Annotated in this window: 19 protein-coding genes, 1 tRNA gene and 2 pseudogenes; 9 read left to right on the forward strand and 13 right to left on the reverse strand. The window is 45.6% G+C overall.

The features are described from left to right. Nucleotides 1-42: 42 nt before the first annotated feature. Entirely contained in the window at nucleotides 43-2007 is a 1965-nt protein-coding gene (locus tag PJF56_RS13510) for an AAA-like domain-containing protein (protein WP_347179544.1), read from the reverse strand. Then, complete coding sequence (locus tag PJF56_RS13515; protein WP_283763208.1) at nucleotides 1931-3271, reverse strand: AAA-like domain-containing protein; 1341 nt, start codon at nucleotides 3269-3271, stop codon at nucleotides 1931-1933. Before PJF56_RS13515 ends, PJF56_RS13510 begins: the two co-directional genes overlap by 77 nt. A 385-nt stretch (nucleotides 3272-3656) precedes the next feature. Here PJF56_RS13515 and PJF56_RS13520 point away from each other — a divergent pair, with 385 nt between their 5' ends. Further along, nucleotides 3657-3815: a hypothetical protein gene (locus PJF56_RS13520; RefSeq protein WP_283763209.1), complete on the forward strand. Its 159-nt coding sequence runs from the start codon at nucleotides 3657-3659 to the stop codon at nucleotides 3813-3815. Nucleotides 3816-3925: 110 nt separating this feature from the next. Here PJF56_RS13520 and PJF56_RS13525 read toward each other — a convergent pair. The 5 genes and pseudogenes from PJF56_RS13525 to PJF56_RS13545 all read right to left on the reverse strand — a co-directional run. Then, nucleotides 3926-4063, reverse strand: a pseudogene (locus PJF56_RS13525) (PIN domain-containing protein); the annotation flags it as partial. After that, nucleotides 4060-4308, reverse strand: coding sequence for a UPF0175 family protein (locus tag PJF56_RS13530; protein ID WP_283763211.1), 249 nt, complete (start codon nucleotides 4306-4308; stop codon nucleotides 4060-4062). The pseudogene PJF56_RS13525 and the gene PJF56_RS13530, both read right to left, overlap by 4 nt. Continuing rightward, complete coding sequence (locus tag PJF56_RS13535; protein ID WP_283763212.1) at nucleotides 4305-4544, reverse strand: type II toxin-antitoxin system HicB family antitoxin; 240 nt, start codon at nucleotides 4542-4544, stop codon at nucleotides 4305-4307. Before PJF56_RS13535 ends, PJF56_RS13530 begins: the two co-directional genes overlap by 4 nt. A 12-nt stretch (nucleotides 4545-4556) precedes the next feature. Next, complete coding sequence (locus PJF56_RS13540) at nucleotides 4557-4799, reverse strand: type II toxin-antitoxin system VapB family antitoxin (RefSeq protein ID WP_283763213.1); 243 nt, start codon at nucleotides 4797-4799, stop codon at nucleotides 4557-4559. A 32-nt stretch (nucleotides 4800-4831) separates the two neighbouring features. Then, complete coding sequence (locus tag PJF56_RS13545; protein WP_283763214.1) at nucleotides 4832-5086, reverse strand: DUF2281 domain-containing protein; 255 nt, start codon at nucleotides 5084-5086, stop codon at nucleotides 4832-4834. A 383-nt stretch (nucleotides 5087-5469) separates the two neighbouring features. Here PJF56_RS13545 and PJF56_RS13550 point away from each other — a divergent pair, with 383 nt between their 5' ends. Together PJF56_RS13550 and PJF56_RS13555 are read left to right on the forward strand one after the other, a co-directional pair. Then, nucleotides 5470-6624, forward strand: a complete 1155-nt coding sequence (locus PJF56_RS13550; RefSeq protein WP_283763215.1) for a UDP-sulfoquinovose synthase — start codon at nucleotides 5470-5472, stop codon at nucleotides 6622-6624. A 108-nt stretch (nucleotides 6625-6732) separates the two neighbouring features. Then, on the forward strand, nucleotides 6733-7863 hold the full coding sequence (locus PJF56_RS13555; RefSeq protein WP_283763216.1) for a glycosyltransferase family 4 protein: 1131 nt from the start codon (nucleotides 6733-6735) through the stop codon (nucleotides 7861-7863). A 150-nt stretch (nucleotides 7864-8013) separates the two neighbouring features. Here the strand turns inward: PJF56_RS13555 and speA are convergent, their stop codons facing one another. From speA to PJF56_RS13570, 3 genes are all read right to left on the reverse strand, one after another. Then, nucleotides 8014-9972, reverse strand: a complete 1959-nt coding sequence (gene speA, locus PJF56_RS13560; RefSeq protein ID WP_283763217.1) for a biosynthetic arginine decarboxylase — start codon at nucleotides 9970-9972, stop codon at nucleotides 8014-8016. A gap of 180 nt (nucleotides 9973-10152) precedes the next feature. Beyond that, nucleotides 10153-10998: a thiazole synthase gene (locus PJF56_RS13565; RefSeq protein ID WP_283763218.1), complete on the reverse strand. Its 846-nt coding sequence runs from the start codon at nucleotides 10996-10998 to the stop codon at nucleotides 10153-10155. Nucleotides 10999-11071: 73 nt separating this feature from the next. Continuing rightward, nucleotides 11072-11145 (reverse strand) — tRNA-Pro (locus PJF56_RS13570). Nucleotides 11146-11243: 98 nt separating this feature from the next. Here PJF56_RS13570 and lipA point away from each other — a divergent pair. Together lipA and recJ are read left to right on the forward strand one after the other, a co-directional pair. Next, nucleotides 11244-12125 (forward strand): annotated as a pseudogene (lipA, locus tag PJF56_RS13575) (lipoyl synthase); the annotation flags it as partial. Nucleotides 12126-12313: 188 nt separating this feature from the next. Further along, complete coding sequence (gene recJ, locus PJF56_RS13580) at nucleotides 12314-14098, forward strand: single-stranded-DNA-specific exonuclease RecJ (RefSeq protein ID WP_283763219.1); 1785 nt, start codon at nucleotides 12314-12316, stop codon at nucleotides 14096-14098. A 114-nt stretch (nucleotides 14099-14212) separates the two neighbouring features. Here recJ and PJF56_RS13585 read toward each other — a convergent pair whose 3' ends face one another. Next, nucleotides 14213-15337, reverse strand: a complete 1125-nt coding sequence (locus PJF56_RS13585; RefSeq protein WP_283763220.1) for a tetratricopeptide repeat protein — start codon at nucleotides 15335-15337, stop codon at nucleotides 14213-14215. A gap of 79 nt (nucleotides 15338-15416) precedes the next feature. After that, nucleotides 15417-15935 (reverse strand): hypothetical protein, encoded by a 519-nt coding sequence (locus PJF56_RS13590; protein ID WP_283763221.1) that lies wholly within the window; start codon nucleotides 15933-15935, stop codon nucleotides 15417-15419. 77 nt (nucleotides 15936-16012) lie between these two features. Here PJF56_RS13590 and PJF56_RS13595 point away from each other — a divergent pair, with 77 nt between their 5' ends. After that, entirely contained in the window at nucleotides 16013-17278 is a 1266-nt protein-coding gene (locus PJF56_RS13595; RefSeq protein ID WP_283763222.1) for a hypothetical protein, read from the forward strand. A 25-nt stretch (nucleotides 17279-17303) separates the two neighbouring features. Here PJF56_RS13595 and PJF56_RS13600 read toward each other — a convergent pair whose 3' ends face one another. Next, nucleotides 17304-18494 (reverse strand): murein hydrolase activator EnvC family protein, encoded by a 1191-nt coding sequence (locus PJF56_RS13600; protein WP_283763223.1) that lies wholly within the window; start codon nucleotides 18492-18494, stop codon nucleotides 17304-17306. Nucleotides 18495-18612: 118 nt separating this feature from the next. Here PJF56_RS13600 and PJF56_RS13605 point away from each other — a divergent pair, with 118 nt between their 5' ends. From PJF56_RS13605 to PJF56_RS13615, 3 genes are all read left to right on the forward strand, one after another. Continuing rightward, nucleotides 18613-19062 carry a tellurite resistance TerB family protein gene (locus PJF56_RS13605; protein WP_283763224.1) on the forward strand — a complete coding sequence of 150 codons (450 nt, stop codon included), beginning with the start codon at nucleotides 18613-18615 and terminating at the stop codon, nucleotides 19060-19062. Nucleotides 19063-20108: 1046 nt separating this feature from the next. Next, nucleotides 20109-21080: a solanesyl diphosphate synthase gene (gene sds / locus PJF56_RS13610; protein ID WP_283763225.1), complete on the forward strand. Its 972-nt coding sequence runs from the start codon at nucleotides 20109-20111 to the stop codon at nucleotides 21078-21080. 142 nt (nucleotides 21081-21222) lie between these two features. Further along, on the forward strand, nucleotides 21223-21945 hold the full coding sequence (locus tag PJF56_RS13615) for a Uma2 family endonuclease (protein WP_283763226.1): 723 nt from the start codon (nucleotides 21223-21225) through the stop codon (nucleotides 21943-21945). The last annotated feature ends 5 nt before the right edge of the window (nucleotides 21946-21950 follow it).

The following is a 21950-nucleotide window of genomic DNA, read 5'->3' on the forward strand; positions in this document are numbered from 1 at the left end:
TGTGAACCTGCCCCCACCTCTACCGGAAGGGTGAGGGCGGGTTTAGGACATTTGGATCAAATCCACATATTTTTGATACCAATCCGAATGACGCTCTTTCACCCATTTCGGGATCGACTCTAAGCCATCAGGATCATCACCTAACTTACGACCCAATGGATCAAGGATATCATCGATTTCTTTAACGAGATCAAAGATAAAGATATTGCAAGGATTTCCATCTTTATCTTTATTTGCTTTCCTCACATTAAAATCTAGATCCAAGAAATCTTCAACAACATTATTAACATCTTCTCCCATCCCTAACAAGAGAACTTTTAACTCAGTTTCATCAGTCAACTCTTTACAAGTTTTTTGTAGCAAAGCAGCAAATTCATCTCTATCATCTAACATCCCATCTGTATAGATAATGATGAATGCTTTTTTCCCTTCTCGACGACTACCCTCTTTCCAAGTATTTAAACAGGCTTCTAGAGTAGGGACAACAAAAGTATTACCATTAGGAAAATTTTCTTCAAAAATATTACTACCTAACTTGTTGGGTGGAATTTTGAATTTACGTCCTACTCGTTCTCGACTGAACAGGTATAGAGTGACATATTCACAAATTTTCTTCCCTCCTCCTTGGTCTTTGAGAAGCAAGTCGATATCACCTTGTAAGGCTTCTGGCATCAGTTCCCACCGACTTTTCTGTTTTCCTCTGTCTTTTTTAGTCATCGATGAGCTTTGATCGACTAAGATGAATACTTCACGGTTTAACATAGGATTCTCCTTTTCCCCTGAGATGAAATTTGAGATAAAATTCTGCGTTTCTTGTACCCATATATCATTAAAAATATTATGATACAGCCTGTTGGAAACGTTGATATAATTTTCAGATTTGGCTGCCAAACCTGATACAATCAGATTGATTTGCTCTTCACGACCTCCATCAAAGTAAATTTCATTTGCTGATGTTAACAATTGTTTATATAACTCTAGAGCGTGGATTCGCTCCTCAACCGTAGTATAGCCGTTTCTGAACCATCGTTCAATCTCTTGGAAATGGGACAGGGGGTCATGACTACGCCAGTTATTAATCAGTTTTTGTTCAAGCAAGTCTTGCAGCGCTGTAGGGATATCTTCATCTCCGGTAATGTTCAGTTCTTCAATACAGAGATTACAAACTACCTGAGTTAAAAATGGCTTACCCCCTGTCCAGATTAGAATCTCTGCAAATAGTCGCTTAGGATCGCAATTTAATTCTGATAATCCTTGAATTAAGGCGCTACAGTCCCCCTCATCTAACCGTCCTAATTCAATCCCTTTCGCTGTGTTGAACGCCACAGCCGGATCGGTGAGAATGTCTGTAGGTTTAGCCACACCTAAAAGCACAAACTTAACGGACTTCAAGGTTTCCTCTTGTCCTAACGCTCTGAGCAAACCCAGAAAACTATTTTGCAGCTTCCAAGAAATTAGACTCTGGATTTCATCCAAGAAAATGATCAGTTTTTCTGTCCCTTTTTTCCGCAGATACTGCATCAGATATTTTAAGGATTCTCTAAATTGTAAAGCGGACGGATAATTAGCCATCTCTTGCGAACGCTGCTCAATATTCTGAGTCAGCAGTCGAGCTTCAGGTGCGGGAAAAGTCGCTGCTATCTCCCAGAGTAAACTTTGGCAAAGTGAAGCTTCATTAATGGTTGAACCAAACCCTTGTAAATTCATCGTCACGCAATGATAACCAGCATCTTGTTGTAATTTATCGGCAATCCGAATCATTAAAGAGGTTTTACCCGATTGTCGTGCTGCGAGAATAAAACAACATTGTTGCGTCGTCTCTTGGGTTAAAATTTTATAGAGTGCCCAGTCAGCAAGACGCTGAATGTAGGTTAATGCTTCTAAGGATAACGCTCCTCCTTTTGCACCTTGAAAGTATTGGCTCATTTCCTTAATCCTCATGATTAACCGGTCGATGTTCTTGGAAATATTCCTGATACAACCTGCAACGCACCTGATATTGACCATTTTCGATTTTAATTAACCCAGCTTTTTCGAGTTGAAACTTAGCAAATTCATTCACACAGGGTTGCCCTTGCAGAATTTGTTCAAAGCATTGAGCGAGTTTGGGGTGGTCTTGCAGTAAGCTAAGTTTCTTTTGCAAATGCCCAATTAAAGGGCTATCGGGTTGTTTTACTTTGTCTAAAAATTCATTGAGATTCAGTCCTTTTTGTTTAATATGATAAAAGGCATGATTGAGTAACTCTGGATATCCCCCTAGCCAGTCTTTGAGTTGAAGAACTTCCTGTTTTTTCCACTTCAGATCGTATTTTTTAGCTAGAGATTCTATTTGACTATCATTGAATTCATGAAGCTCTAAAGGCAAGCCTACATTGTCCAAAGGACTGCCAGATAACTCATATTGGGCATACGGTTCGCTACTGTAAGCCAACAATAAATGAGGAAAAACTAACTGCTGATCGCGACTAACTTTTTTCATGTGCTGCTCATGCCATGAGCGCAGGAGCTGAAGAAATGGCGATTGAATAGGTTCTAGCCCGATGACTCTATCAACTCCGTCAATAATTAGGGTTTTAGGATCGGGAATTTGAGAAAAAACATAAGCCTCTAAGTAGTCCGTGCAACGAATGCCTACAGCGATCTTCTTTTGCCAAAAATCATCTAAACCATCGGAATTACATCCAAATGCTTGGGTAACTATATAGGCGAAATTATATAAAAATGTCTCCAAATCTTCAAAAACTGTATCCTCAAGATTCGATAAATCGATACGGGCAACTTGATGCTTAAGCTCAGTTGATAACCATTCTTCGATTCGCAATAATAAACTTGACTTTCCTAAACCCTGTGCGCCCTTGATCCGTAATAATAATCGCTGATCGTATGGAAGATTTCTAAACTCCTGCTCGATTCTATCTTGTATGTTTCGCCATACATAAAGAGGAGAATCAACGGAGAGAACCCCACTTGACGAAGGTATAGGGCGCTCTTTCTGTATCTTCGCCCTCAACGGATGATCCTCTGCTACCATCTCAGGATTATGTTGTATAAATAGACTCAGTAGCTTGGGTTGCTTGCTTCCCTTGCCTGCGATCTGGAAATGCTTGTACACCTCCGACAAATGCTTTCTCACAGTTCCATCAGCTAGATGCTTGGCTTGAGCAATATCTTTTGCTGTCTGTCCGGCCAAAAAGGACAGAAGGATCTCGTAACGCTCTGGTGCTGAGTCCTTGAGCGTTTGGAGTCGTTGGTGAAATTGACTTTTGTCCATACGCGGATTATACCATAGTGTTGAGATGCGTAGTCGATAAAATTAAGTGCGTATTCTTATGTTGACACTGTGTAAGCAAGTGCGTTAGTATCGAAATTAAGACTAGACAATAAAAAAGCCCAAGACAATTGGGTTGTTGTCTCAGGCCTTAAATTTTTATCTACAACCATCATAACATGATGGTCACGCCTATGAAATTTTTCCGAAAAGAGCGCCATGTCAGGGTTCTGATAGGTTTCTGGACTCTGTTCCATGCTTGGCCCCTACTGCTGGGAATGTGCAAGACCTTTGGCGGTTTTACCCTCTATCTATGCGTTGGAGGGTGGCAAAACCGTAAAGGTATCCCCATTTTAGAAGTTAATTGGGTGGTGGAGGCACATTACTAATGAACGATGAATTTGAATTTTCTGACGCTTCCTCTAATGAAGAGATCTTAGATCTGCTCTATGAACTCTTACAAGACTACGGAAATAAGGCAAATCAGGAAGCTGTTTACCTAGAAGTTAATGGCGATGTTTTCATTGTCCCCATTGCTCCTAGCTAATCTCGTGCCCGATCCCTCTTCTCAAAACCTTACCAGAAGAGGGATTACCCCAAGTTTTACCCTATCCATTCAATCGAGTTATCGGCTTTAGGAATAACGCTTATAGGGGCGATCGGGGGATCGATATCTGCCAGTTCCCGATATACGGCTTCTGGAATAATGATGGGACTGTAGAGTTGAGGTAACAAGTCTAAATGGGCGATCGCTGCCAAATTCGTTATTACTGAAGTATCGCTAACAACAATCACAAGCGCCCCAACTCCCGCAGATTTCTGACATCCAACTCAAAATCCTCCACATCATAGGAATAAAGAGGAATCTGGCGCTGCTCTAGAAGCTGACGGAACTGATGCAGTGACAAATTAGCCAACTGAGCTGCATAACCTACCGTCAAGCGTCCGCTTTCAAACAAATACAACGCAATTTCCTGACGAAACTCATCAGGAGTCAGTCGAGAAGCTTGCAGGATTTCATCAGAAATAACAATACTCATCCGACTAACTCCACCTTCAATTCCACTTCATCAAATGCTGGCAGTTCATCGCCCCTAGCAACACCAATTAACACCCATTCTTTCAACACCTCTAACAGCTCTTGGCGACATTCTTCAACAGTCTCACCCATTGCCCAGACTCCAGCCGCACCAGGAATTGACCCATAAAAACCCTCTTCTTCCAGGAATTCATAACTCGCTGTCTCCATGGCTTTTTGTAGATACTCTTGAATCACAACCAATGCCTCCTATTGTCCAATTTGTCGCTGTTCCTTATAATGATAATGTTCATCGTAATCAATCGTGCCAAACAACTCAACGATCTTCAGTTGTCTTTGACGTTGAATATACTCTTGCAAAGCCGCTTCAATTAACTCTGTAGGTGTAGGATAGTCACTCAAATCGAGAGCTTCTTGAAGCAATTTAGGATTAATTTCAATTAAAGTGCCTATGCTCTTCTCTTCCATCCGTTTATTTAGGGTTGTATTCATCCTAACCATATTAGCATCAAACAGAATCCTCATCACTTATACTTTTCTAGCAAATAGCTAACATACTCATCCTCAATCCTTTCCTCGTCCCATTCGACATCTGCTAAAATCCCTCTTAAACCCGTTAACGTTCCCGGTTTAATAGGCTGACTTTCTCCAGAATCCGGGTCAGTTGACAACAGAAAATCAACATAGTCTAAAACCTTCGACTGTAAAGACTGAGGCAACCATTGCAATCGTTCCACGACTTGCTTGCTGATGGTATTCTCGGATGGTATTCCTGCCATGGGTCTCTCCTAAGTCAACGGATTAATACTATGGTAAACTGAAAAACTCATATGGCGATATCCCTGTGGCGATTTTCAGAGCGATCGCCCCTAACCACCCCAATCAACACCCATGGCTTCTTGTAGATCCTCTTGAATCACAACCAACATCCCCCATTTGCCCAGGTTTTGGGCGCACCTACCGCTTATTGAAGTCCCAAAAGCCTTTTGACCCCAATTACCCGATCCGCCTCCCCAATCCCCTCTCCTTGATATGCCAGGCACTCTCTACAACGATAAGGGAACATTCCGATAGCAATATTTCTTTAAGAAATGTGTCACAGGGGACACAAACCTGATACATTGACCGAGTATCGGTAAATGATTTTGAATCGAGTTACGTTATGAAAGTCCTGGTTATTGGTGGCGACGGCTATTGTGGGTGGGCTACCGCACTCTATCTGTCTGACCATGGTTATGAAGTAGGGATTCTGGATAATCTCGTGCGCCGTCATTGGGATCAACAGCTTTGTGTTGAGACCCTGACACCGATCGCACCTATTCAGCAACGGTTACGCAAATGGCATGAATTAACTGGCAAAAAGATCGATCTGTTTATTGGCGATATCAATGATTATGATTTCTTGATTCGCTCCTTGCGTCAATTTGAACCAGAGGCGATCGTCCATTTTGGCGAACAGCGATCGGCTCCCTTTTCCATGATTGACCGCGAACATGCGGTGATGACTCAAACCAATAATGTGGTTGGAAACCTGAATCTTCTGTTTGCGATGAAAGAGGAGTTTCCTGACACCCATTTGGTGAAATTGGGAACCATGGGTGAATATGGAACGCCCAATATCGATATTGAAGAAGGATATATCGAGATTAACCATAATGGCCGTACAGATACCCTTCCTTATCCGAAGCAACCGGGAAGTTTCTATCATTTGTCTAAGGTTCATGATAGCCACAATATCCATTTTGCCTGCAAGATTTGGGGTCTGCGAGCCACAGATCTAAACCAAGGGGTGGTTTATGGGGTGCATACGGATCAAACCAGACGCGATGAAATGCTCATCAACCGTCTGGATTATGATGGGGTGTTTGGGACAGCCCTGAACCGGTTCTGTATTCAAGCGGCGATCGGCCATCCCCTCACCGTTTATGGTAAAGGTGGACAAACGAGAGGCTTTTTAGATATCCGCGATACGGTGCGCTGTATTGAAATTGCCGTGAATAATCCTGCAAATTCCGGTGAATTTAGAGTCTTTAACCAGTTCACTGAAATGTTTAGCGTCGGTGATTTGGCTCTCATGGTTGAAAAAGCAGGCAAGCACGTAGGATTAGATGTGGAAATTAACCATTTAGATAATCCCCGTGTGGAATTGGAAGAGCATTATTTCAATGCCCAAAACACCAAACTCAAAGACCTGGGTTTAGAACCGCACAATTTGGAAGAGTCCCTTCTCGATTCTTTGATTAATGTGGCTCAACACTACAAAGATCGGGTCGATGAAACTCAAATTCTTCCCAAAGTGTCTTGGCGACGGGATTAGACAGACGCAGGAAAAGAGATAATGGGTAATGAAGACTTGATTGAGGATGATTCATTATCCATTATCAACTCTCCGTATCGATTCAAGTTTTAGGATGTAAGCTTTTTTATGAGAATTGCTCTGTTTACAGAAACTTTTCTACCGAAGATTGACGGTATTGTAACTCGTCTAACCCAAACCGTCGATCATCTGCAACGATTGGGCGATCGCGTATTGATTGTTTGTCCGGAGGGGGGACTGACAGAATATAAGGGGGCGAAAATCTATGGTGTATCGGGAATGCCCTTGCCTTGGTATCCAGAGTTGAAAATGGCGTTTCCACGACCGGCCATTGGGGAGGCGATCGCCGATTTTAATCCCGATCTCATTCATGTGGCCAACCCTGCCATCCTCGGTTTAGCGGGACTCTATTATGGCAAGAAGTTCGAGATTCCCCTAGTCGCTTCTTACCATACCCATCTCCCCCAATATTTGCAACACTATGGCTTTGGGATGTTAGAACCCCTATTATGGGAGTTTCTCAAAGGGGCCCATAATCAAGCGGATCTCAACCTGTGTACCTCCAGTGTGATGGTACAAGAACTCATTGACCATGAGATTGAACGGGTGGATTTATGGCAGCGTGGAGTCGATACGGAACTCTTCCATCCCAGTTTAGCCTCTAGAGAAATGCGCGATCGCCTCTCCCAAGGCCATCCCGACAGTCCTCTACTGCTCTACGTCGGTCGCTTAGGGGCAGAAAAAGAAATCGATCGCATTAAACCCGTCCTCGAAAGCATCCCCGGTGCTAGGTTAGCCCTCGTGGGCGATGGCCCCAACCGGGCCGTTTTAGAAGAACATTTTGCCGGGACTCCCACCCATTTCGTCGGCTATCTGCGTGGCCAAACCCTGGCTTCTGCCTTCGCCTCCGCCGATGCCTTTATCTTCCCCTCCAGAACCGAAACCCTAGGCCTCGTTCTCCTTGAAGCCATGGCTGCGGGTTGCCCTGTTGTTGCTGCGGGAACCGGCGGCATCATCGATATTGTCACCGATGGCGTAAATGGCTATCTGTTTGATCCGAGCGATGAAAATGGAGCGATAACAGCGACTCAAGCATTACTCAACAATCAAGCCGAGCGGGAAAGCCTGCGTGAAAATGCTCGCCAAGAGGCGGAACGCTGGAGTTGGAGTTCGGCCACTAGGCAACTGCACCGATATTATCAAGCAGTGGTGAATACCCGACAACCCCTAGCTGCTTAAGGATCTCAAAGTTATAGTCTATTGAATAGCAGTTTACAACAATCTGTAGGGGCGTTTCATGTTGGCGGTAGCCGAAAACGGCCGGAAAGCCCCTACAGACTAGACTCGTGCATGGTAAAACCAGACTTTTGCCTAGCACACAGCGCTGTATCAACTCTCCACAGATAGATAGGTATAGCGGTCGAGACTTTCCTTATAGCTATTAAGCAACCGTTGGGACTCGGAGATGGAGATGGTTCCATCTTCTAGGGCTGACTCTGTTTGCTGGCGGATACTTTCTACTAAGTCTTCGCGATCGTATTCTACATAGCTTAAAACATCTCCCATGGTATCTCCTTTCACTACCTGTTTAACGTGATAGCCTTTAGGAGTGAGGGCAATGTGAACGGCATTGGTATCGCCAAATAAATTATGGAAATTTCCCATAATTTCTTGATAAGCTCCGCCTAAAAACAATCCTAAATAATAGGGTTCTCCGGGTTTGAGGGAATGCAAATCTAAGAGAGATTTGACATCGCGCAGATCGATAAACTGGGTAAATTTGCCATCACTATCGCAGGTGAGATCGGCTAGGGTTCCTTGACGGGTGGGTTGTTCGTTTAAGCGATGTAGGGGCATGATGGGAAACAGTTGATCGATGGCCCAACTATCAGGAGCTGATTGGAACACCGATAGATTCACATAGTAAATCGAAGCCATGTTCATCCGCAGGGTTTCGAGATCGTCGGGAACATACTCTTCCTTTTGAAGAATGGGTAAGATTTTCTGGCAACATGCCCAATAGAGCTGTTCGGCTTTCGCCCGTTGACTTAAACTCAAATAGCCAAAATTAAACAAACTAATGGCTTCTTCTTTGAATTGAATCGCATCATGGTAGCATTCCTGATAATTTTCTAGCTGAATCAATTGGTAGGTTTCCCATAAATTACGGATAATTAAATGATCGCTACTTTGGGCTGCCACAGTGTCTTGAGTCATCACTTCACTGGTTCCCAGGACATCAAAAATGAGTACGGACTGATGGGAGGCGATCGCCCTTCCGCTTTCGCTCACTAGCACCGGTGATTTCACCTTAGCCTGTTCGCAGGCTTCTTTGACCTCAGCGACAATATCATTGGCATAATTCTGCATATTGTAATTTTTCGAGGCGTAGAAGTTGGTTTTGGAGCCATCATAATCGACCCCTAAACCACCCCCGACATCTAAATAGCGCATATCTGCGCCACTTTTAGCCAACTGCACATAAATTTGACTGGCTTCCCGGATGGCATCTTTAATCACACTAATGGAGGAAATTTGAGAACCTACATGGAAGTGCAATAGTTGCAGAGAGGATAACAGATTCACCGATTCCAGGCGTTCAATCACATGGACAATTTCCGGGATGGTTAAGCCAAATTTGGCCCCATCTCCCGTGGAGGTGGCCCAACGGCCTTCTCCTTTGGCGCTCAGTTTGGCCCGCACTCCCACCACGGGAGTCACTCCTAATTGTTGATGGGCCTTGATGACCAAATCTACTTCTTCGAGTTGCTCTAAAACGACGATCGTTTGTTTGCCGAGTCTGCGGGCTAAGATGGCGGTTTCGATATATTCCCTATCCTTATAGCCGTTGCAAATTAACAAGGAATTGGGGGTTTTTAGCAGGGCTAGGGCGATCAGCAGTTCGGGTTTCGATCCGGCTTCGAGACCAAATTGGAAGGGTTGGCCAAAGTGAACCAAATCTTCTACCAGTTGCCGATGTTGGTTACATTTGACTGGAAAAACGCCCTGGTAACTACCGGGATAGTTGTAGCGGGTAATGGCTTGGGAAAAACACCCATTCAGCCGTTCCAGGCGATCGGCCAAGATATCGGAAAAGCGGATCACGAAGGGCAGATGAATATTGCGCTGTTTCAGACCTTCTACCAGCTCATAGAGGTCTAGGGAACCCCCGCGATCGCCCTTCGGAGAGACCACCACATGGCCGGCTGCATTAATGGAAAAATAGGGGTCTCCCCATCCATCGATCCGATATAGGGCCTCAGAATCTTCGATCGTCCAAGGGGAAGGTTCTGGAGTCTCTACTGGGGCGATCGCCTGTTGTGCGGTTGATGTTGCCTCAACACCCATAGTCTATTCCTCTGAAGATTTACTGACCCAAGATTGTTGATGATCTGCTGTAGGGGCGGGTTTTCCTAATATCTAGAGTACCCATAGATATCTTACCTAAACCCGCCCCTATTCCCCATTTCCAAACTAGATTCTTGCAACGCCTGAGTTAAAAGGCGATACCGTGAGATAAATTAGGGTTTAGTTGATTGTACCGGTTAAAGGAGAGCTGGCGCTGGCATAGGCCTTAATGGGAATTCGGCCTGCAACAGCCGCGACTCGTCCGGCTTCTGTCGCCAAGCGGAAAGCGTGGGCCATAGCCGGAGGATTTTCGGATTGGGCGATCGCCGTATTAATCAACAAAGCATCAGCGCCCATCTCCATTGCTGTTGCTGCTTCTGAAGGCGTACCGATACCGGCATCCACAACAACCGGCACAGTCGCATTTTCGATAATAATGCCAATATTGGCCGCATTTTTAATCCCTTGTCCAGAACCAATCGGAGACCCCAAAGGCATCACAGTAGCACAACCGATTTCTTGCAAACGTTTGGCCAGCAAGGGATCGGCATTAATATAGGGTAAAACCGCGAATCCTTCTTTCACCAGTTGCTCGGCTGCTTCCAAAGTCCCGATGGGATCGGGAAGCAAATATTTAGGATCGGGAATCACTTCTAACTTGATAAAATTATTATCTTCCTGACCCAGTAATTTAGCCATTTCGCGCCCCAGTCGGGCCACTCGCACGGCATCTTCTGCGGTTTGACAGCCCGCAGTATTGGGTAACATCCAGATCTTTTGCCAATCAATGGCTTCCGCTAATCCTTCATGGCCAGGGGCTTTCGTTTGCACGCGCCGCACTGCCACCGTTACCATTTGGCAACCACTGGCAACAATGCTCTGTTGCATTTCGGTAAAGGAGCGATATTTACCTGTGCCAGTCATTAGACGCGAGTTAAAGGTTTTGCCCGCAATTTCTAAGGGGGAATCCCCTGGGATATCAGTATCGGCTTGTTGTTGAGAAATACTCTGATCGAGGGTTTGCATGGTTGGGTATAACGTGGGACGATTGTCTAGATTAACGTTTCTTCTCCCGTTATTGAGGGGGATAGGTTCTGAATCGGGATGACAGGATTTGAACCTGCGGCCCCCTCGTCCCGAACGAGGTGCGCTACCAAGCTGCGCTACATCCCGGTAAACCATGTAGGTTATCTGATGATAACATGCGATCGCCCCATTGAGGTAAAAATTCCCCAATCTTGTTAGGATAAACGTCAGTAACTCAACACAGGAAAAAGAGTACGGTGACGGTTAAACCAGATTGGCTCAGGGTTAAAGCTCCCCAATGGCAGCGAGTGGGTGACGTGAAAACGACCCTCCGCGATTTAGGCCTCAATACAGTTTGCGAAGAAGCGTCCTGTCCCAACATCGGTGAATGTTTCAATGCCGGTACAGCGACCTTCCTGATTATGGGGCCCGCTTGTACAAGGGCTTGTCCCTATTGTGATATCGACTTTGAGAAGAAGCCCCAACCCCTTGACCCCACTGAACCGCAACGGTTAGGGGAAGCGGTGCAACGGATGGGACTTAAGCATGTGGTGATTACGGCCGTCAACCGGGATGATTTACCCGATGGGGGGGCCAGTCAATTTGTCCGTTGTATTCAGGCTGTCCGCGCCTTGATGCCCCAAACCACGATTGAAGTATTGATTCCGGATCTCTGTGGCAATTGGCAGGCTCTAGAGACGATTTTGAACGCCGAGCCAGAAGTTCTCAATCACAATACGGAAACGGTTCCCCGGTTGTATCGGCGGGTGCGTCCCCAAGGTGACTATCAGCGTTCTCTAGATGTTTTAAGGCGATCGCGACAACTCTCTCCCCAAATCTACACCAAATCAGGAATTATGGTCGGATTAGGAGAAACCGATGCAGAAGTCCGCCAAGTCATGCAGGACTTACGTGAAGTAGACTGCGATATCCTCACCATCGGTCAATATCTGCAACCAACGCCCAAACATTATCCCCTGAACCGGTTTGTCCCTCCCGAAGAATTCGACGCTTGGCGCGTATTCGGAGGATCATTAGGCTTTCTGCAAGTCGTCTCTTCTCCCCTGACTCGGAGTTCCTACCATGCTGAACAAGTCCAAGATTTGATGAAGCAAGCACCCAGATAACCCCTGAATCTCTGGGTGATTTTCTCAGGCAACCGTAAATCAGCACCCTTGGTGGGCAGGGTCTGCTTGTAGACTTGTAGAATTTGAATCATATTGCCGCCTTTTCCTGCCCACCCTACCGGCCAATGACGGGGTTTGAGACCCAGGAATGATAGGCTAAACCCAGATGTATCTGGCATCACTCTTTGATGGATAGTCCCAATTTTGCTCGCTCTTCCTCCACACCTAGCCCCAAAACCTTAACCCGACGTTTGGGAACGGTGGCTCGAACGCCTCAGCAACGATGGCAAATTTTTGAGCCAGATCCAGAGATTGAACACTTTGCCCAACAGGTGAATTTATCTCCGTTAATTGCCCAGGTATTGCATAATCGAGGGATTGGAACTCTCTCAGAAGCCCAAGGATATCTCAATCCGGATCGGCTTCAACTTCCCCATCCCTTGGCAGAATTCCCCGATTTAGAAAAAAGTGTGGCGTTGCTGAAAGAGGCGATCGCCCACAGACAAAAAATTGCGATCTGTGGAGATTATGATGCCGATGGCATGACCAGTACCGCCCTCTTATTACGCAGCTTGAAGCACTTGGGCGCTCAGGTTGACTATGCCATTCCCAGTCGCATGAGCGAAGGCTATGGGATTAATCGCCGGATTGTAGAAGAGTTTCACCAAGAAGGGGTAGAGGTTATTCTCACGGTAGATAATGGGATTGCAGCCTATGACCCCATTGCACGGGCGATTGAATTGGGCTTAACGGTGATTATTACCGATCACCATGACTTACCTAGCCAATTACCGCCAGCAACGGCTATTTTAAATCCTAAACTCTTACCCCTTACCTCTCCTTACGCTTCAGTGGCCGGAGTTGGGGTAGCCTACATTCTTGCCATTACTTTAGCACAAGAGTTAGGGCAAGCCAAAGCCATTTATCCCCTCTGTTTAGAATTATTCACATTAGGCACGATCGCCGATCTCGCGCCCTTAACCGGAGTCAATCGTCGCTGGTTAAAACGGGGATTAAGGCGTTTACCCCATTCCGAGTTAGCCGGAGTACAAGCCTTAATTCAAGTCTCTGGAGTCGGCGATCGCCAGAAAGCCTTGAAACCAGAAGATATTGGCTTTCGTTTAGGGCCGAGGATTAATGCGATCGGACGCTTATCCGATCCCCAAATTGTCATCGAATTATTAACCACCGATGAACCTGGAATTGCCCTAGAGCAGGCGATGAAATGCGAACAAATTAATCGCCGTCGGCAAGAACTCTGCGAGCAGATTACCCAAGAAGCGATTGAGATCGTTGAACCTCAAAAAAAATCCCTTTATGACGACCGAGTATTGCTCTTAGTTCAACCCGGTTGGCATCATGGAGTGATTGGCATTGTCGCTTCCCGTTTAGTCGAGCGATATGGCGTTCCGGTCTTTATTGGCACTCATGAAGGCAAAGAGCAAATTCGGGGTTCAGCACGGGGAATTCCGGAATTTCATGTATTTGAAGCCTTAGAACATTGTGATTCTCTGTTGAGTAAATATGGCGGCCATAAAGCGGCTGGAGGTTTTTCCTTACCTCGGAAAAACTTAGACCTTTTTCAAGCACAACTGAGCGAGTTTGCCCATCACTGTTTGCAACCGCAATGGCTAAAACCCTTAGTCCGTATTGATGGATTAGCCGAGTTTAGCCAATTGGATCTGGATTTATATCATCAAATCGATCGCTTACATCCCTGTGGCATCGAAAATGATTTACCCATTTTCTGGACTCCAGATGTACGGATTCTAGAACAAAAAATCGTAGGAAAAGGCCATATTAAACTGACGTTAACGGAAGAAAAATCAAAACGGATCTTAAAAGCGATCGCTTGGCGTTGGCAAGACTACTTTCCCCTGCCATCAAGATTAGATATCGCCTACAGCTTACGGGAGAATACTTGGAATGGAAACACAACCCTAGAACTAGAGTTAGTCGGGGCAAGGATTTAGCGGCACGCTTGGGCAGGTGCTTTGGGCAATAGAGGCAACCGATTTATAGCGCTGCGCGCGGTAATAGGTAATAGGTATTGTTTAGGCCAAGAAATCATGAGATAAAGATAAGAATTAGTCTAACAGGCGTAATTCTTTACGAATCACTTCGAGCTTCTGGGCATATCCTAACATTTGATATCCCTGTTGGGCTTCGGTGAGCCAATGGAGGGTTTGGGCGCGATCGCCCATTGCCTGGTAAATTTGTGCAAGACTATGGGCAATTTCGGCTCGATCTTCTAAATTATCTGAAGCGATCTGATTCAACCCTTGTTGATAATACTCTTGAGCGAGAGGAACCAGCCCCAAATTAAATAAATAGACATCTCCTAATGCTCGGTATATGCTGGCTCCTTCGATACCGTCACTTATCACTGCTTCTAAATGCTCGATCGCCTCAGCCATGAGGTTAAAGTTCAAATACAGCCGCGCTAAAGCGAGATGTTCGGCGATCGGATCGAGGGACTGTTGGCGAATTTCGGCTTCTTTTAAGGAGAATTCAGCTTGTTTTTCTGGCTCTAGAATTTGGAAATGAATGCCCCCAGCCATCGGTTGTGCATCGAGAGAGGAAGCGCCACGATCGCTTTCAATCTGTAGGGTATAACTGATTCCTGGTTGTAGGGAGCTTTCTCCAGAATACATAATTTCCGTAGGGGCAGGTTTCAAACCTGCCCCTACTGTGGTGCGCCAAATCTCCATTCCATCCGCTTTCAAGATTACCGTATAGCTTTGGCTATCGGGTACTGAATGCCAACGCAAGCGAGGGCTTGGGTTCATCAGATAGGTGCGCCGAGGGCTGATAATATAGGGCACATCAACATAGAGTTGAAAATCTTTATCGCCTCGATGGGGACAATCATAGGAAGTCGTAGAACATTCAGGATCTTTGGTAGCCGTATCATTGTTACTGATGCAAGTATTCGGCTGAGTTTCTCCTGGGGCGATCGCCTGAAAACTTAAATTCAAACACTGTATCAACACCGAACCATCCGTACCCAGGAAGCGATCGCCTGCAAACACCGGCATTCCTAACCTAGCCGTAACTCTACGTCCATCTTGACGCTCAAGTTCCCCTTGCCCTTCCACCTGCACGATCCAACCATTGGGAAATTCATTACTCGCAGCAAAAGCGATGGGAGTAAAACTCAATACCCCAGCACTCAAGAGGGGAGCGAGCAGTAGGTCTCTCTTGACGTTCATAGCTTGGTTCGGCGATCATAGCTTTGTTACCTATTGTACTCTAAAAATCCTCTTTTCAAAAGTTAATTGATGATTCAATTTACTCCGTCTGCGTTCCCCCATCAATGCCTAACTCAATATTGGAGCGACACAACTGTTGGGTTGCCTCATCCGGCGTGGCGATCGCCAAATTCCACTCCGTTTCCAAGGTAGGATCGGTTTCATCCGCTAAATATCCCTGAGCCATAATCTGATTATTCTCATCATCGGGAATCAAAACTAGCTCTTTCTCTTCAGGATATTCTCTCTTCAGCGCCGAAACTCTCACCGTTCTGGGTAAAGGAGTCATGCGAACCGACTTCATCTGCTCCTCTTCCATTTCATCAAAGGCGATCGGCCATTCTGCTGCACCTAAGCCAGAAAACAGATAACTGACAAACTCTGAAGCCTTGCCATCAGGATAAACCAGATAAAAACAAGAGCGAGTTAACATTCTAGGCGTTGCCATTTGAGCCATTGCCGATGAAGCTTGTTTAATCTCCGGGTCGGCAGGCTCTTCGCATCCTCCGAGGAGAAGAGCGCCAATTAAGGTTAGTCCTAAAGCGGTTCTAGAAATCATCTTTGTTCCTCCCTATCGGGCTTATCTATAATAGTGAACAGTTAGGGGCAATTAACGTTTATTCAGGTTAAACAGAAATGATGAATAGCACTCAGGGATTTGAAACGACGATTAACAAGGTCGTCCGGATGCCTCAAGATGGTCAACTGTGCGATCGCGTCCGAACACTAGGACTCAATGTCGTTAACGTCATGTGGGAAGATACGGCCCGGACTGCCGGTTCAGTCTGGGGGCCCAATATTACCGATATGACACTACAAGTGCGCCATGGCAATAATGGGCAGAAGAAAGAACTCTTACCCGTCATTCGCCATCCCAATTTTACTGATAAAACCGGCGATGTGCCTTTAGAGTATGTCCACCTCAAAATTGGCAATGAAAAGGGAGAACCCTTAGAGGCAATACCGCTTAAACTCTACCTGAATCATCTCTCTCAATATATTAGTTATCCAGAGAAATATAATCCCCAAAACCAACCCCTGGTAACCGATAAGGATACCCACGTTTTAGTCAGCGCTCAAGCTTGCTTTCTACCCATTCCACAACAAGGGAAATGCGAGTTTAACCCGGTTCTGTTTAATTATCAGTCTCGTCAGGATAGTCCCGCAGTTTTAGCGATTCTAATGACCACAGAAGGAAGTAGCGCAACTGTACTCGATAATAGCAGCGATCGCGCCCAATGGGGACAAAACGTCTACTTCAACAACAACGGTCAAAAAACTTGCCTCACCGGAGAGCGCCTGAGCGACTACAAAGACAACCAAGCTCAAGAACTCGCCACTCGTCAAGGCCTTTCCCTAGAAGAAGCTCGCAGCCAAGTCACCGTTGCCGAAGATGTCAACATGGTGATGATTGTGCAAGTCCCCTTGAAGCAAAAGCAAGAAGATCCTGATGGCTTACTTTTTATGGCTGCTGGGAGTTGCGATTTTATGGTAGAGGAGAGGGCCAGGGGGATAACCTTGGGAGAGAGCGATATGGAAGATGCCGTTATCAGCCATGGAGAAGACGAAGGGGAACATTTAGAACTTGGAAATCATAAACTCGAACGAGATCCCGACTACCCTATCCGTATCACCGTGCAATTCTATAAAGCCACCAGCAACGGCATTATCGATGACGAAGATTTAGTCAATATCCATAACTGTATTGAAAAAGCCTACACCAGCGCCGATTATATCGGTTCTTTAGTCGTCGGAACTCTAGAAAAAGGCAACTTAGGCATGGGTGAAGCCCGTCCCACCCAACCCGCCCCCTCTGCCGAACCCGTTCTTGGGCCTCCGAAAGATTTTTTACAGGTCGTCAATCCGTTTGCTCCCCACCAGAAGCCGAAAGCTCAGGAATAATGAACCATTTTTGAGGTTTTCGGCTCTAAGTGAGATAATTCATCGGATCGACAGGCGTGCCATTTTCCCGGACTTCAAAGTGTAAATGAGGCCCCGTGGACAGTCCAGTTGAACCCGTCGTGGCGATCGCATCCCCTTGAGTAACATTTTGTCCTTCCTGCACATAGACTTGACTGGCATGGGCATAGAGCGTTGTCACCCCATTACCATGGTCGAGAATCACCGTATTACCATAACCTCCATACCATCCAGCAAAGAGTACCACCCCATTTTGAGCAGCATAAATGGGACTGCCATACTCAGCAGCAAAATCCATCCCAGCATGAAACCGTTGATAGCCAAAAATCGGATGAGTGCGCCAACCAAAATTACTGGAAAATTCCCCATAACTGGGAGTCAGCATTTTGCCAGGTTTGAGCTTTAAGATTTTGCGTAGGGATAAAGAATCCGTTTGTAGGCGCTGGCGAATTAACGCTTCTATACCTTCGGAGTCTTTTTGTAATTGCAGATAGGCGGCTTCTAGAGCTTCTCGATCCGTATTTAAGCGTTCAATTAATTGGGTTTGCACTTGGCTTTGAGTTTGATAATCACTTTTTTGATTTACTAATTGTTGGCGCATGAGTAACAGATCATTATAGGTTTGTTCAACCTCTAGGGCCTGTTGTTGGGTTTCATCTAAGGCAGTTTTGACCGTCAGTAAAAGTTGGCGATCGGCAAGGGCAAGTTGTTTTAAGCGATGACGACGACTAAGAAAATCCGTTAGGGTTTCGCTCTGAAGCAATACGGATAACCCAGAGTGACGCGGTTGCCTCTGGAGAAATTGGAAGCGGGCGATCGCTCCTTGGGCTAAGTCTTGATACTCTTGTTCTTGGGTATCTAGCTCTCCTTGGAGACGATCGAGGTTAGTAGTGGTCTCTTCAATTCGATCTTCAATCCCCTTGAGTTGACGATCTGTGAGCTGCAACGTACTTTTAACACCTTTCAGGTGTTCTTGAGCGGCTTGCTCTAAGTTTTTCAACCGCTCTTGTTCCTCAGAAATCAGTTTTTGATCCTGTTCCAGTTGTTCCTGTTGTTTTTGAAGCCGATCGATGGAGGGTGAAGCCTGGGCGATCGCACTGAGCGACAACCACAGACAAACCATCATCCAAACCGCAAAAAGCAACGTTAGAAACCTTTGCCTCACCCCAGCAAACTCGACCGACTTACTTAACTCCATAACTGAAACACTCAATCAAGCGTACAATCATGCTATTGTAGTCAATAACTCAAAGTCTAAAAATTTAAGTGACCACAAAAAATAGTTCACACCATCTCAATGATTTGGAGCCAGCACTATGGGATTATTTGATGCGTTTCGCAAAGAAGGTGTAAAAAACAGCCAAGTGACCCTCGGCCCGGCGGAATCCTTTGCCGCCATTATGTTATTAGTGGTTGCTGCTGATGGCTATTTAGCCGATGATGAAGTCCGCCTTCTCAATACCACCCTCAGCCGTATGAGGCTGTTTCGGAGCTATTCTGAGGATGTAATGCGGCGCATGTTTGATAGTCTTTGTGGTACGCTGCGGCGCGATGGGGGGAAAGTTCTGTTTGATGCGGCGATCGCCACCTTACCCCATGATTTGTACGATACCACCTTTGCGATCGCCACTGACCTGGTGCTGGCTGATGGTCAGGTTACAGACGAAGAAGAAAACCTCCTCGGTAGTCTCTGTCGCGCCCTAGAATTACCCGATACTCTCGTCAATCAAATCATTCAAGTCATGATGATTAAAAATAAAGGATAAGTCTTTCTTATTCCTAAATTCACGCCACAACCCCATGTCGGATCACAAAGTCATCACCATTAGCGGTTTAACCCTAGAGGAAATTCAACAGAAAATAGGCAAACCACTCAATTAGAATTCACTGAAACTCCATTGACCTGTAAGGGTGGGTGTACTCAGATCTAAGCATCTAAGAAAACCAAGATTGTATCCATCCACCCTAACCGTCAACTCCCCCATCAACTTCCAATGGGCAGTCAATGGGGATCTCAAACTAATCTAACGAGCGCTACTACGAGATCTCGACAGTCTGGCAGTGCGTTTGGCAAACGTCAACAGCACATACACAGACATTAGATACATAGCAGCTAAAGCAACGATTATGAGGGGCAAACCAGTGTACATAGGGCATCAATATTAAGTAGCGGAGAAGGAACAAGTACAAGGATTTCAAAGCTGAGGTAACTTCCAGTTAAGCCAGCGGCCAGTCTGACTCTGGAGATAGACTTAAACCAGTCCACTCGATCGCTTTCAACTGCTTTGCCAAAGACTCTTCGCACTCTGAAATATATTGGCTATATCAAGAGGAACAAATTATCCTGGCACACCTAAAAAATATACAAACGACAGTTTAGGTTCTGATAGCTCCTCGATCGAATAGACTCGGAAAGACACTTAACTCCAAAAGAGTCTAGGATAAGACCTAAAAAGGCTTACCAAAATAGAATCCTTCCACCAACAAGACTTGATCGAGGTTAACTTGTATCAGACCTGACTTGTACGACGAAAGCAGTTTTCCAGTTGGGTTCCTGAGTGATTTGAAATCCTTATTATTCAATCTAACACAAAAGTTTCAATTTGCTGAGGGAATAGCGGCAAATTTTTAAAAAAATCCCAAAATTGGTCAACTCGTTCCTTATTGGCTCCATAGAGCGTCCCTATGGGCCCTTTCGCTCGGCGACCCGTATCGGTAGAAGGGTCTCGATTCCAATTCCCTGACAAACGGCAACATCGTATTAGAATAAATATGTAAAGTTTCGTAACTAACGGCAGAGTCAGCTTAATTCATGACCTCAACGACCTCCTTATTCCATCCAGTTGAAGCAGATGTTGATCTGCTAACGGAAAACTTGAAACAGTTGGTTAGTGCGCGTCATCCGATCCTCTTTGCAGCCGCCGAGTACCTCTTTGGAGCTGGGGGGAAGCGCTTAAGACCCGCTATTGTCCTCTTAATCTCTAGGGCAACCACTGACAACCAAGAAATTAGCGATCGCCATCGGCGTTTAGCGGAAATCACCGAAATGATCCATACCGCCAGCCTTGTTCATGATGATGTCGTCGATGAATCCGATCTGCGCCGGGGTCTTCCCACGGTTCACAGCAGCTTTGGCAACCGCATTGCCGTTTTAGCTGGAGATTTCCTCTTTGCCCAGTCTTCCTGGTATCTCGCCAATTTAGACAATCTTGCGGTAGTGAAACTGCTATCAGAAGTAATTATGGACTTGGCCGAAGGAGAAATTCAACAAGGACTAAGACGATTTGATACCAGTTTATCCCTGGAAGACTATTTAGAAAAAAGTTATTACAAAACCGCATCGCTAATTGCAAATAGTGCTAAAGCAGCCGGAGTTTTGAGCAATGTTTCCGAAAAGATGGCCCAAAACCTCTATCTCTATGGGCGCAATCTAGGGTTAGCCTTTCAAATTGTCGATGATATTCTCGATTTTACCGGTTCTGATGAAGCGTTGGGGAAACCCGCAGCATCAGACTTGAAAAGCGGCAACCTCACCGCTCCCGTATTATACGCCCTGGAAGAACACCCCAGTTTAGAAGCACTGATTGAGCGAGAATTTAAGGAACCCGGAGATTTAGATCAAGCCTTAAATTGGATTGATAAGTCTGAAGGATTGCCCCGTTCCCGCGAACTCGCAGCCAACCATGCTCGTCGAGCAGGCGAATGTTTAGCGGATCTGCCGAAAACCGAATCTTACGAAACCCTGATTAACCTAACCGACTATGTGCTGCGTCGTTTATATTAGACTTCTTCCAGAAGTCAAGGGGAAAGCAAGAGCAACTCATGCAAGAGGCAATGCAAGAAAACTTGGTTTTCCCCTTTCTTTAGACAGTTCATAAACCCATAGAGTCATTGCGATAAAATTAAGAGAAATTCCTCGTCAGCTTATGCAACTCGAATACCATCCCAGAGATTACTACCCCTCGGCACAAGATCTACCTGACTCAGATGAAACTCCCGTGGATAACGAACTGCAAGATTTAATTCCTACTCTCCTCAAAGCGATGTTGGCTTCTATTTGGTCGGAGCGCATGGATTGGTTTTTTGGGGTGGACATGGGAATTTACACCGATCCGAACCAACCAGCCATTGTCCCCGATGGTTTTTTAAGTATCGGTGTCCCCAGAATCATTGGTGAAGGTTTGCGCTTATCCTATGTTCTTTGGCAAGAGCAACAAGTTCCCACTTTAGTGTTAGAGGTCGTTTCGCAAACGAGAAGAGGAGAATATAGCCAGAAAAAACAACAATATGCACAACTCGGAGTTCTCTACTATGTCATCTATAATCCCCTGCGGACACAACAACCCAGATTAGAAGTTCATCAACTTAAGGGAGGTGAATATCAATTATTATCGGGGGAACCCGTGTGGTTGCCGGAACTGAATTTAGGCATTGGTCGAGATCGAGGGAAGAATCAAGGAATAGAGAGAGAATGGCTCTATTGGTATGATGAGAATGGCGATCGCTATCTGACTCCAGAAGAAAGAGCCGATCGCCAACAAGAAAGAGCCGATCGCCAACAAGCAGTTATTGAGCAAAAAGAACAGACCATTCAACACTTAAGAGAACGTCTTAAGCAACTGGGTATCGATCCCGATACTCTGGCGTGAACTTC

The sequence above is a fragment of the Roseofilum halophilum BLCC-M91 genome (assembly GCF_030068445.1).
In the GTDB taxonomy this organism is placed as follows: Bacteria; Cyanobacteriota; Cyanobacteriia; order Cyanobacteriales; family Desertifilaceae; genus Roseofilum; species Roseofilum halophilum.